Genomic DNA, 12,594 nt, shown 5'->3' on the forward strand with positions numbered 1-12,594 from the left:
GTCCCAGCGTTATATCACGAGCGGGAACTTGCCGGAGGCAAGCCATCGTGCCGTCAGATAACGCAGGGGAGAAGGAACTTGCGTTCAGCATTCCTATGAACATCTCTTCGCATTCCCACACTTGTTGGTGAGGACTATGACGCGCATGATCCCTCTGAGGAAACCCGCAATAGTTTAATTCTTAGACCGTCCCATAATAACCCAACCTCCTGAGCCGATAGGGACCACCCATCAGGGAAAGTCTGGTCCACCCCACGACTGCAAGGGTACGGGTACTGAACCAGGACCATTTTGGCATCGCACCTGGAGATCACCCGGGCTCACCAATCTGGAGTTTACATTGAATTAAAACTGGGATGATTCATCAGAAATAAGAAGGTTGAACGCCACTCAATAAGATTGACCCGCAAAGGTCATAGCTCCATCCAGCCTCATTCGGGACCAGGGGATCGGAGGTTCGTTTTGCATCCCGCTTTACTCTGTCGTGATACTGAAAGAGGGCAGGGCAATCAACCGCGCCTCTCGCCTTTATTTGCATCAGAACGGGACAGCCTGCCCGCCGTTGAAGAAACCAAGCTCCTGCCATGCTGCGGCGTGGGTCAAACTCCTACGCGGGCGACAACGAAGTAGCGCCCGGCAATGTTACCAAGTTGGGTCCGGTAATGATCGAGCTGATCATTATGCCTGCCGCCCGCACTGCGGTTGGCGGAATTATCCAATGGCCAAAGGTTGGGGAAATTGTCGGCTCCGCCGAATTGCAGCTCATAGACATGATCGACGTCGGTGCCACCCCTTTGATGGCCCAGTGTATCAAGCAGGTTGCGCATTCGCGCTTGCTCCTGCCTCGGTTCGTCGGCGTGGGGAATGTATCGGAATACCTTGTCCTGGTACATCCAGTTCCCTCTGGCCACACCGATGCGTTCCTGGACGGTTCGACCCCGCGACGTGTAGCGAACATTCGTGGGGCCCTTATCGCGACTCACCGATTTTGGGTCGTCTGCATTGGGGATGTCCAGCGTCTCGGGATAAAGATCGATCGGCTTGTGCCAGTCAAAAGGCAGCGCATTATTGGGACTGAGTCCGTTGGGCGCGGTTACATGGCCGTTCGCCTGGTTCAGCAGCCCCGCTAGCACATCGTCGTCCTCAACGTTCGCATCGTCGTCTTCCTCCTGTTCATTCAGCAGTCCATCGATGCCCTCAAGCTTGCCAATCGCGCCCAGAATCCAATGGGGGCCGGGGTTGGGGCTGTAGCTGATGCCACCAGCCCATCCCAGGCCAAGATCTACCGCGTTCTTCAGTTGCCAGGTGTCGCGCCACAGTTCAAAGCGGCCGAGAAGCTTGAGCGCTGCCGTGGCCTGCAGTCCGAACGAGAGCTTGGCATGCCCTTTCAGGGCGATCTTCGCGGCCAAATCGATCTTATCGAGGGAGCTTTTTGAGATGCGCACCTCGAGCGGAAGCGGGAAGTAGGTCAGCTCGGACAGGGCTCGAGCGGTTTTATCTGCCCGCAGGGTCGCGGATGACTGGGTAAACCGAGCAACAATCTCGACCATCGCATCCAAGCCTCCGGTGAGCGACGCGTCTCCGCGCGCGGTGAGACCACCTTCGATTGAGGCCACTTCAAACTTACTAAGGAAATCGCCCGAGATTTTCAGCTTGCCATTGGCGATTATGCCGACGTGCGCGCCCGCGTCAAACTTGAAGCGAGCACGGCCTCCGATGGCAAATGTATTCACGTCCGCATGGCTCTTTTCGTCAAGCAGCGGATGCTTGATGGGCGATGAACTGGGGGTGCTGCTGATCAGGTGGGTCAGGCAGATATCGGTCAGCATGCCGGGGCCGTAGTGTCCGTCCAAGGTACCCTTCAAACCGCCGCTGACCTTGGCACTCGCATCGACCCAGCCGAACTCGCCGAGGGGAATCGATTGCGTCCAGATGCTGCGCTCTTTGAAGTTGATGGGTTTAAAGAGGTCGCGCTGTGCCGATTTGTATGGCACGAGTTCTCGATCGCGCAAGCGGACGCAGGTCGGCTCGGCAGGCGTTGCTGTGGCATCGGGAGCTCCTCCTTTCACCGAGCTGGCGGGTGCTGTGGGGCTGGTTGCAGGCAGATGCTCTACGACATCGACATGGACCGTTGCTTGATCCTTCATCAGTACAGATGGAAGCTGTTGACCCGGTTTGAGCCTAGCGAACGAGAAGCTGAAATTTTGCTCCTTTGTCAACGGATCGTCGAACTTGAGATGAAAGAAGTTGCCCTCAATCTTCACGGTGGGGTCGTAGGAGCCGAGCGGCAAGGAACACTTGTGAAGGTTGTACACGGCGGCTGTTGTGTTTGTTTCAAGCCGCATCTTCATATCGTTGCAGGAGAAGATGAGGCGCAACACGGGGCCGCTCTCAGGGGGTGCCGGCGGCGTTGCGGGCTGAGTCAATGAACCTGTCGGGCCCGCCTGCTCGGTCAATGGGGCATTGGTTTTAGGTGCGGGAGGTGGAGAAGCGGTGAGGCCAGCCGCAGGAGCCGGTGTGCCCTGCTGCAACATCTTGCCAGTCTCACGGCGGATGGTCTGCGGCGCTTCCACGCCACCTGGCGACTGCTGAAGCACATGTGTGATCTCGTGCGCAAGCAGCCACCCTCCAGCGTGACTGCCCGGTTTATATTCACCGGGTGCGAAGACGATGTCTCGCCCGAGAGTATAGGCCCGGGCGCCGATGGACGTGGCGGAGCGAGCATCTGCAGGGTCGGTGTGGACGCGAATATCAGCGAGCGACCGTCCGAAACGCGGCTCGAAGAACGAGCGGTCCGCAGGGTCGATTGGGCGACCGGGCCGCTTGAGAGCAGAAGTGATCATTCCTGTGGGCACGCTGTCCTGCTGCGCCGGGAGCATGCTGGAGGACGCCGCAGGCTTGGCGTGAACGGTATGCTCTTCGTCTTCCTCATCGCCACAAGTCGCGCATTTGCGCTGCACCCCCGTTGAAGCGAGACTGACGGACGGTACTCGACCCGGCCCAGGCATGCGCATCACCTGTTCAGCCACTCGATCAGCGTCGCGTTCCAGCGGGTCGTCAACGCGCCCGAGCGCGAGTTTGGTCTGAATTCGACCAATCGGTGGCCACATCGGCGACGTCCTATGCACGGACGCAGGATGGCCCGGGGTAGAAACGGCTATGCGGCTGAAGTCCTGGAGCGGGCTCGGAGGAGCGTGAAGATGCTTCTCGTGAGTTTCCGTGAGATGGCTGGATTCGTGGAGCGGAGTTCCGGCCGGCCGCCCGGAACGGGTGGCTGACTCTGAGCTGGAGCTTGAAGCGGACTTGGCAATCAACGGAGCATACATGGGGAACTCCGGATGAGAGTGTGCGGACGGCAACATTCACCTTGAGTGGGAAACGATCGCGGTTCTTCAATCCGTCATGCAGTCCGTGTGAGGTATTTTTCCACAAATGCTGAAAACTGCAAAGGTAAAGATTCCGTAGATCTATCAGAACCTCTGTGCATAGCCGGCAGATTGAGTATTTCCCCTGCCACTTCAGCATCCCACATCTATCTCGTTTCAGAATCCCCGCGCAAGGCCGCAAAAAAATTCGCAACACAGAGCAGAGGATGCGGGGAAGCAGCCAAATAGGGGGAAGAGGACCACTGATTTGAGGAAGACAAGGAGACAGGTCAGGGTATCTATCGCTGTTGTCGGTCTGAAACGTCGAGTACAAACTGTGATCCCGGTGCGAATTCCATATCGGAGCCACTTGTTGTGAATTTGATTGCGAACAACAGTCCCGCGACGGCGCCTGTGGTCGAACCAATCGCGGCTCCTCTACCCCCTCCCAGCACCGCACCTAGAATTCCCCCCGCTGCAGACGCAACTGCTGCCGACTCAATTGCTTTCTTTTTTGATGATTTGCCAATCGCTCGGCCTTCCTCATCCACATTCTTCACCCCACTCGAGTTTGAGACTTCCTTGAGATCCGCTCGAATGAAATGAGCCACTCCGCTAAGGGTGATCGTTTCGAAGGCAAAAGAAATCTCTGCTTTGTCTTGCTTGGCCGCTCTTTTAACGCTGTTGATGTGGCCTTCGATGACCGCATTCCTGAACCCGTTCGGAGTCAACACCTGGGCTGAAAACTTGTCTCCCTTATGGGATGTCTTGGTGCTAATAGGCGACAGGAGCCTGACCGTCATCTCGAAATCTTTCAACCCCAACGGTGAGCCAACGCGAGGCTGCTGTGTATTCTGCGCAACAGCCAACTGGGCACCGCTCAGCAAGAACGTTAGAAGAGCTATTCCAACTTTGATGTTCACGCCGCCTCCTCATAGTTCATGGCAGAGCCCAGGTCAGCCTGACCTTCATAAGTCCTTTTCCATAGACATTCAATACAACTTTTTCCCATTGATTGCTTGGAGCAGGTGCAACGGCAATCGAAAAATGTTTCGAGTCGGATATTTGCACCATACACATCACGCCGGGAAGTGGTGAACCGCTCACAGACCCGAAATTCGCTCTTCCATTCTCGATCACAATCAATTCGGGGCCTTGGACCTCTCCCTGCCAAGTCATGCTTCCGGAAGTAGGCCCAATGTATGGGGAGTTTGTGTGGGGAACCGTTGCAGCATGTTCCGAGTTTTCTTTCACTATCGCTTGCGAAGGCTCGCGTCGAGCCGGATCGAGATCGTGGCCCAATGTTCCCGACGGTGTGGAGGGCACCTGGTTTCGGTGCAATAACGTTGGATCTGCAGGTTCTTCAGTAGTCGCAACGGAAGGACTTCCTGCCGGTCGCAATGGACCCGACAGAGAGGTTTGGTCGATAGCGTTCGCGGGGCTATTGGTTTTTTGCTTCTCTTGAATCTCGGCCTGATTTCTCTCCTGGTTGGGAGGCTGTTCCATTTGATTCGCATGGGGTTTACTGCCAGGCGAAAGAGAATGTGCCGGCACGCTGCTTGCATTGTCCGGAGTGAGCGGTGTGTTCTGTTTCACCGGTGGAACTGATGTGATTGCAGGCGCTTGCTGCAGATGTTGCTGCTCAGGCGGAGGAAGCTGTGCGTTATGAGACGACGACTGCGAATGTGTGATGTCGGTCTTGGGAATCGGCTTCTGCGTCCAGCGGCCAACACTCTTGAATGAAGGCAGCCAATGAATTCCGGCGGCAAGGAAGACGGCCGCCAGGAGCGCAGCGGCAATTAATTTAGGAGTTGTGTGATGGCTGTTGGAACTGTTGGAAGGAAGGACAACCGGCCGGCTTCTTTTCCGCTCCCGCTCGGCGCGCACGGCCCTGGAACGCTCCTGCTCGGCAATGGCGCTCATATTCGTGACCTGGCCCTGGCCGTCGCCAGCGGACTGCCGGGGAGAGGCATCGAAATCTTCGGGACGAACGGGCATAACATTACCGCTTTGACACTACAAGCTTCAACAATGCACGACCCACCGCTCCATCCCCTGCAACACTGCGAGGATCCACTTGCATTTGCGTACTATTCGCGGCGGACCGCGTCATCCGCTGCTGTTATCGAGGCGTGCATTCATAGCCCCCACAGGATCGAAAAGAATCATTCCGGCAACAGTAGTAACGCGGCTGCCTCCGGTATAACGTTGCCACTTCTGTTTCTCCGAGAGCCGAATATTTACTGTTGCGCCAGCTTGCACCACGAGTTCAATGCCTGCCGAAGTACGCTCCAGCGTTGCGTGAATGTGAAACTCTGTCGCCGAGAGATCAACGGATTGCTTCGTGTCGTCCATTAAGATGTGGAATTTCGGCTTCTTGAGAGGATAAGAATCGATCAGCAGACCCGGACCCAGCTTTGCCTGGGTTGAATCTTGAGCATTTGTACCGTGTATCTTGTCCTCTATTTTCTCCTCAGGCGCCGTTGATGGATCTGGAGGCTTGGTGCCGTGTATCCTTTCCTCTACCTTCTCTTCAATCTCGCTGATCAAATTCGTTGCCCAATTCTTGTGCGGCGCCTTGTCTTGAATCTGCTTTTCCGGCGGCGTCTCGACTTTGACAGGCGGCTCAGTTGGGGTCTTATCCTCATCCGGCGGGACGACCGGCGCAGTAGTCTCAACAACTATCTGGGGCTCACTCTCATTCTGAAGAGGCGCCTCGGGCGTGGTCTTTTCCTGAGCCGTTGGTACAGACATTGAACTCGCGTCGATCTTCTTGCGAAGGTCAGCCAACTCCGCATCTTTCGCGTTCAGCGCGTTCTGCAGTCCTTCGACTTCCTTGTCTTTGCCGCTAAGGGTACTCTTCAGGCCAGCCAGCTCCTGGTCTTTGCCACTCAGCACAAGTCTCAGCTCTTGTATTTCTCTCTCCAATTCGCTTGTGCTATCGTCTCCAGGTCCGCCTCCCGAATCCGACGGGCGAAAAACGTGTCCGCACTTCACGCAACTCCTGTTACGATCGGGATTTTCAAATCCGCACTCTGGGCATATCTTCATGGTCACTCTCAATTCCATTCAGTAGCGCGGGCCGTCTGCCTAGCCACACGCTCCCATTCACTCCATCCGAACCCGACGGGATACCAGGCAGGATGCACGTATGCTAACGCGGACCCAACAGGCGGGTACTCATCGACCCGTCTTGGCCCACTAAGATCAATCCCGCCTGCACGAGGACGCGCGCGCCCTTACCGTACTCGACCGTGTTCGTACTTCCAGGAATCTTGATACTGAGCCTGGCCCCGTCGTGAACGGCCAAATAGATCGAGCCATCGGAATCCCGCTTGAGACTGGCATGAATACGGAACCGGGTTTCTGACAGGTTCAGCATTTTCATCCCGGTTTTGAAGGCCAGCCGATACGGAGGAGATTCCTCGGTAATTTCCTCGAGTGTCAGTTCCCGCAGTTTCTGCGGAGCAGCACTAGTCGGCGGATCGACGATGTCCCGCAGCGGCCCCCTCCAGGACTGCGGCGCCGGACGTGTATCCGGATTGGTCGCACAGATTGTATCCTCAACCAACCTTGCCAATGTCGAATATTTGGCCGCGAGCAGAGGATGCGCGCGTACGCTGCGGATATCTTCGGAGTCGACATCGCTCGACTTCAGATCGAAGGTCGAGCTTTCCTGGTTGTAAGTCCAATCGAGAGCTTCTTCTTTGCAAATTTCCGGGTCACCCAAAACGATGAATTCCTGAATGAGAATCGCCATTGAAGTGCGATCGGTTCCTATCTGCGGAACCTTTCTTGTCCAAACTTCTTTCGCAGCGTACCCGGCTGTGCCCTTTCCCAGCTCCGATATTTCCGCGCGGCCATGAACATAGCGGTCGAAATCGACGAGAGCCATATCTCCCGCATCGTCGTCACTGTTCTCCTTCCCCATGTGTCCTAATGTCCCGTGGATGCCATCATTTACGACTACATTCCCCGGGGAGATGTCAGCATGGACAAACTCTCGCCTTTCCATATTCATAACCGCCGTGGCCAACCCGTATGCCCATGTAGCACGGATGCTGACGGGAGGCCACCAACTGGGTGGATACTGCGTATCCGCTTCCGCTCTCGTCCTCAACTTGCGCCAGCTTTCTCCGCCGACGTTCCTCATGAGAACGGCAAACGGCATACTCGGCGCAAGGGATGGCAACATCCCAAATGGTGCACCTCCCAGTGCGTCGGCCTTCGACTTGTTCAGATCTGCAAGCTGCAAAGCTACCAGATAATCCGATCTGCGGCGACGAATGTCATCGGGTTCCCAGAAGCATTTGATCCGAAAGTTTTCTCCATTGCGTTCATCTGTCGCCAGGTGAACGATTCCCTCACTTCCGCTCTCAAACTCCGCCCGCGACGATTCTCCAGCGATGTGCAGGCTGCGATTCTCGAATTCAATCGTCTTACCTTGCAGCGCCCGAGCTTCTTGTCTGAGTTGCATTTTATTCATATCCGAACCATTTCTCCTGACGCAGTGGCGCGCTGGAACTCTCCTGCTGCAACCGTTCTATCCATTCCGGCCCCAAGGAAGCCCTCTCTCGACTCCATGTTTCTTCCCTGCGTTTTCACGACTGCCCGCAACGAATCAGGATCAGCGAAACGTTGTCTGCAAAAAGCAATTGCTGTGAGTCTTTCTTGAAGAGTTCGTCCGCAAAACTGCATGCCTTGTGAAGTATCTGCAATGCTGCATCAGCCTGTGTCGGCTCCGCGGTATTCAAGAATTCCTGCCCCATAAGCTCAGACACTTTGGCTGAGACAGACTGCTGGTGACCACGCACAAGGCCATCGCTCGAAACAATAAGTGATTCCCCGGCTTGCAACGTAACAGATTTTGTTTCGATCATTTCTCCCGAACCGTCGAAATGCGCGCGCGAACGTGGACCTGGCCCAAGCGCCTGGGCTATTGCAACGACCTCCGGATTGGTTTCAAAAACCGGGCACACTTCGCCGTCGCGACGAATATGTTCGACCGAGCCATCGCCGACCCGCAACAACTCGATTGCATAACTGCCTCCGTTTGCAATGGGCTGAGCGATTCCTGCGATCAATGTCGCAGACAACGCAGCAGGGATTGGGGATGCTTTGGCGCGCTGAGTCGCCTCCAGAATTCTAACTGCTGTCTTGCTATGCAATGAGTCGCCGCGGACCGCGTCAAAGATATATCCATCGGTTCGCTCCAAAAGAGCCGTCGCCAGCTCATCAAGTGAGTCCTGCGTTCTTCGCGCGGCTTCAATCAGATCGCTCACAGTGACTGCCTCATTCGACTTCATTTGCTGAATGACGAACTCGCAGAATCGCCTGACGATAGAGTTCGCCGCCACGCGCGAGCCCATGGAGGTACTCACTCCATCCGCCAATGCGAAAATGACAGAGGGTTTTGAGGCTTGGACAGCCGCAACAGCAGCAAAAGTGGCATCCTGGTTTTCCGACTTATCCGCGATCTTAGGGCCGATGTAACTCGCATGCCAGAGCGTCAAGCCCTCTTGCCTAAGGCTGCCGCCCTGCTCGTTTTGGCGGCGGAATTCCACTTCGCAGGGCAGGTCGAGATTCACCTGACGCTGCGCTTGCGCCGGCTCAAGCGCCGTTGCGCCCGGGGTGATTCTTTGCAGTGCCGACTCTCGGTATTTTCGCGCAACAATCCTATTCATGCGCCTGAACCGCCGGTTTCTGGCCAGTAGCGTTTGGCCCACTGCAGCCAGTGCACGGCATAGATGGGCTCCATCGACATCGAAATGCTTTGCGGTATCGAGAGCGGAACGTAGAAGCTTGAAAAACATCCCCGGGGCAACACCATCCGTGGAGCGCGCGGCAGCTGCGCAGACAGAATAAGGCCAGCCGTCGCAAGGCTGGTGCGACTCGCAGAACTGCTCCAACTGGTGCAGTGACGGCCGGTTGCAGTTAGCCAGCTTGAGCAGGGCAGCAAATGGCAACTCAAACTGCTTGCCGAGTGCCGACTGCTCATCCGCGCGTTCCAAAAGAAGCGAAAAGAGCTGTACCACTCCTTCCCGGTCCTGGGGCGGACCAATCTGGAAGCGCCCGTATGATGAGCGCCTCTCGACAAGGTTTGTCGTACTCCGATTCATCTGTGCGCATTCCCGCCCGGCTTCACCGTGGCTTAGCCACCAATTGAGCAACCGATGTTGAATCGACGATTGTGCTGCCTACATCGCTGAGAAAATCAGCGATTCCTCCAGGATCAATCTGGATGGCGTGCTCCGGCCGGGAGGCAATGGACCTCATAACTTCGAAGTGCTGCTCCTCCATTCCCACACCCACCGAAACGACGTCGACATTACCGTTTTTCACGGAAATTGATTGGAGCGCTTTAGCCGGTTCCATCACATCCCCTCCCGTGAATTCGCCGTCACTGAGCAAAACGCAGAGAGGGTTTGGAGCTTTCTCCTCTTGAAAAGCGCGGATCTCTTTCCGGCACCGCTCGAGTGACTGCTGCAGCGCGTCTTTCGCCCATTCCAATGCGAAATGCATATTGGTTGCGCCGTCGTCGCCAAGAAACACGAGACTGTCTATGTCGATTTCCCTAGGACTTGCGGCTATGGCCATTTGCCTGACCGAATCTCCGAACGCGCAGATATTCATCAGAAAGCGGTATCCGCTGCCGCCCAGGTTCATCGACTGCATACTGGTCACCATGTCCTGGACCGCCTCGGTCACCTGCTCGCACTTCCCCTCTTCCGCCATGCTTCCGCTGTTGTCGATCAGCATGACGACAATTTGCGGATGCATGGAGCTTGCTATCTTGCTGCCCTTCGCAAATGCCATCGGCTCGCCTCCTGTTCTATCAGACTTTTACTCTTAGGCCGGCATTTCGCAACCAGCACTCGCTCCCTCGCTGCTTCACTATGACAACGCAACCTGGCCTTCGCTGCCTTCACCTAAATCAAACCGGCATCGGTCAATGCTTTCTTAATCTGCCGCTGTGCCAAAAACCAGCTCCTCCAAAGCGCGAGCAAGGAAACAACCAGCGAAGCACCGGCCAGGTACAAGGGAAGCTTGCCTGCCAAGGCTGTTTGGCCGGAATGAATGACTACCTGCTCACCGCTTTTTCCTGATTCAGCTACCGATTCGCTGGTCGTGTTTACGGCGATTGCGTTCAGAATGTCCTTCAAAGCCATTGCGCTTTCTGAAGCCACTTGAGCGGCCGCTAGTTCATCTTTCGCCGCATTGAATCGCGCCTGCAAGTCATTCCGCCTTAGCGCGAATGCATCCGCACTTTGATTCGCTCCTTTCCATCCTGCAGGTGGCGCGACCCCTGTTTTGCGTGCGACCTGAATCGCTGCATCCAGGCTTTGCAACATTTCTTTCGCCGCGTTCTCGAAAGTACCGTTCGCTACTCCGGAATCGGTTTGTCCGTTGTTACCATTTGGCTGGGCCTTGGGGGCTCGCGTCCTTTTCCCCGAATCAGCCTGCCCGGTCGGTGTGCTTGTCGGCTTGCTTCCCGCATCTTTCTTAGCCGATGTGCTTTCAGTCGAATCATTGGACTGTGGAGACACACTGCTGGGAGTCGGTTCCGTCTGCGATTGACCTGAAGATTCATGAGGAACGGTCAGCACGAGGAACAACCCTATAGTTCCGAGAACTGCTCTCACAGCCGTCGTCGCGTGGATCCCTCTTCTTGCAGCGCCGATCACTAAGATTAGAGGACTCATCTGTCTCACGATGCCCCCGGGACTCTGCTCTCTACATGCGTTACAAATGCGCTCGGAAGCGCCTACGGTTCGATGCTTTCTCCATAATGCGTTGGTAGCTTGAATCGCAGACGGCAATCGCTCTCAGTCGCCAACACACCTTTGGCATTAAACGAGACGATAGCCAGAGGCGCATAGAAGTGTTGCACGCCTTGCGGCCCACGCGCTTCCGGTTCGCCCTCGTGGAAAGGCCATTCCACGTTACCTGAAGCCACGCGCGCGGGAATCGTCCAGAAATCGCCAGTGCGATATGAGCTTGCCGTTTCTGTTTTTTTGAATTGAATCTGAATGCCGTTCTCCAGATTCAACCAGAAACTTCCGTGCTCACCTTCCCTGATCATGGCGGCGCCCTGCTGCAGCTCGAGACCACCCCTCCTGGCATCGCCCTCTTTGTGGTCCCATCGCCTGAGCAACGGATGCTTACTCTGATCCTGGCCGACTGTCGACTTCGGCAGATCACTGAGCGTGGCTTGCAGCTTGCCAGGAATCACCTTTTCGATGCGCAGCAGCGGCTCCGCACGCCTCTGTAACTCGTAGTCATCATCGACAATTTCCACCCAGTCACCCACTTGCAGGCCAGACCGGGCATCGCGCCCAAACCGTCCCAGTGTTACCACCTTCCCATTCACCTGGCGGACGGGAAAAATGACAGAGCCGTTTTCGCGCGAAAACTTGAATGTAGGACCGCCATTCGCATTGCAACTGCCGCCCTGGTGAATCTCGATTCGGTATAGCTGATTCGTTGAACCACGATACCGAGATTCTGGCGAAAGCGTTCCCGGCTCGGTGCCAACCCCTTCTTGGGGTTCTATGGCACGCGCCCGGAGGCGCCCGCGGTGCTTAGGCTGCCAGTTTTCAAGGATCGCCTCCCAGTGCTCCTTTACAAGCCCACATGAGGGATTCTTGCCATACTCCGCCAACTCCTGAACCGCCACTTTCCACACCAGCTTTGCGCGAGTCGTCGTATCGGTGCCCAGCAAAGCTACCTCGCGAATGGATTCCTCTTCTATGTCCGTCCTGTGTACTTCCCATGCGTCCAGATAAATGAGACATGGTACTTTGTTCTTCTTCTGCATTACGAATTCGCCTGGACCTGCCTTTGCTGCATAGCAGACGTAGCCGGTGTTCTCGCAGGGCATTCCGCCGACGTAATAGCGGCCCGGCCCAATGAGAAAATCTCCCTCGCCAGTAAGCATCCCTTTCAGCACTTCCTGGTCCTCTCTAGATGGAGCACCATTTTCAGAAAGAGGAAAATCTCCCTCGGCAAGGATTTTGAAACCGCAATTATCCTCGGGGCCGCCATGGGGCCCAATAAGGTCGGACGCCAGGCCTCGCAGGAATCCCCAAAATATATCGACCTGCTCGTTCCAATCCGCATCCAACTGCGGACGCCCCTGTTGCATCATCACGCGCGTGAATTGCTTGCGAGGATCATGTTTGTAGCGAGTGAAATCACCTCTCATGCTCACTCCTCCCGTGTCCAGTTT

9 protein-coding genes are annotated in these 12,594 nt (G+C 55.9%); all 9 read right to left on the minus strand.

Annotated features, from left to right (window positions below):
* Window positions 1-599 precede the first annotated feature (599 nt).
* Window positions 600-3,326: an eCIS core domain-containing protein gene (locus OHL23_RS15990; RefSeq protein WP_263352911.1), complete on the minus strand. Its 2,727-nt coding sequence runs from the start codon at window positions 3,324-3,326 to the stop codon at window positions 600-602.
* Between the two features lie 338 nt (window positions 3,327-3,664).
* Window positions 3,665-4,288, minus strand: a complete 624-nt coding sequence (locus OHL23_RS15995; RefSeq protein WP_263352912.1) for a hypothetical protein — start codon at window positions 4,286-4,288, stop codon at window positions 3,665-3,667.
* Between the two features lie 16 nt (window positions 4,289-4,304).
* Window positions 4,305-5,363, minus strand: coding sequence for a hypothetical protein (locus OHL23_RS16000; protein ID WP_263352913.1), 1,059 nt, complete (start codon window positions 5,361-5,363; stop codon window positions 4,305-4,307).
* A gap of 111 nt (window positions 5,364-5,474) precedes the next feature.
* Window positions 5,475-6,263 carry a hypothetical protein gene (locus OHL23_RS16005; protein ID WP_263352914.1) on the minus strand — a complete coding sequence of 263 codons (789 nt, stop codon included), beginning with the start codon at window positions 6,261-6,263 and terminating at the stop codon, window positions 5,475-5,477.
* A 256-nt stretch (window positions 6,264-6,519) separates the two neighbouring features.
* Window positions 6,520-7,842 carry a hypothetical protein gene (locus tag OHL23_RS16010; protein ID WP_263352915.1) on the minus strand — a complete coding sequence of 441 codons (1,323 nt, stop codon included), beginning with the start codon at window positions 7,840-7,842 and terminating at the stop codon, window positions 6,520-6,522.
* Window positions 7,843-7,966: 124 nt separating this feature from the next.
* Entirely contained in the window at window positions 7,967-9,484 is a 1,518-nt protein-coding gene (locus tag OHL23_RS16015; RefSeq protein ID WP_263352916.1) for a protein phosphatase 2C domain-containing protein, read from the minus strand.
* 22 nt (window positions 9,485-9,506) lie between these two features.
* Window positions 9,507-10,181: a vWA domain-containing protein gene (locus tag OHL23_RS16020; protein WP_263352917.1), complete on the minus strand. Its 675-nt coding sequence runs from the start codon at window positions 10,179-10,181 to the stop codon at window positions 9,507-9,509.
* Between the two features lie 113 nt (window positions 10,182-10,294).
* Window positions 10,295-10,717 carry a hypothetical protein gene (locus OHL23_RS16025; protein WP_263352918.1) on the minus strand — a complete coding sequence of 141 codons (423 nt, stop codon included), beginning with the start codon at window positions 10,715-10,717 and terminating at the stop codon, window positions 10,295-10,297.
* A 413-nt stretch (window positions 10,718-11,130) separates the two neighbouring features.
* On the minus strand, window positions 11,131-12,570 hold the full coding sequence (locus tag OHL23_RS16030) for a DUF6519 domain-containing protein (RefSeq protein ID WP_263352919.1): 1,440 nt from the start codon (window positions 12,568-12,570) through the stop codon (window positions 11,131-11,133).
* Window positions 12,571-12,594 lie beyond the last annotated feature (24 nt).

The sequence above is a fragment of the Acidicapsa acidisoli genome (assembly GCF_025685625.1).
Classification (GTDB): Bacteria; Acidobacteriota; Terriglobia; order Terriglobales; family Acidobacteriaceae; genus Acidicapsa; species Acidicapsa acidisoli.

Bases quoted from the DNA above. Each gene is read 5' to 3' on its own strand.
- OHL23_RS15990 (WP_263352911.1), bottom strand. From the start codon at position 3,326: ATGTATGCTCCGTTGATTGCCAAGTCCGCTTCAAGCTCCAGCTCAGAG.
- OHL23_RS16000 (WP_263352913.1), bottom strand. From the start codon at position 5,363: ATGCCCGTTCGTCCCGAAGATTTCGATGCCTCTCCCCGGCAGTCCGCT.
- OHL23_RS16010 (WP_263352915.1), bottom strand. From the start codon at position 7,842: ATGCAACTCAGACAAGAAGCTCGGGCGCTGCAAGGTAAGACGATTGAA.
- OHL23_RS16015 (WP_263352916.1), bottom strand. From the start codon at position 9,484: ATGAATCGGAGTACGACAAACCTTGTCGAGAGGCGCTCATCATACGGG.
- OHL23_RS16020 (WP_263352917.1), bottom strand. From the start codon at position 10,181: ATGGCATTTGCGAAGGGCAGCAAGATAGCAAGCTCCATGCATCCGCAA.
- OHL23_RS16025 (WP_263352918.1), bottom strand. From the start codon at position 10,717: ATGTTGCAAAGCCTGGATGCAGCGATTCAGGTCGCACGCAAAACAGGG.
- OHL23_RS16030 (WP_263352919.1), bottom strand. From the start codon at position 12,570: ATGAGAGGTGATTTCACTCGCTACAAACATGATCCTCGCAAGCAATTC.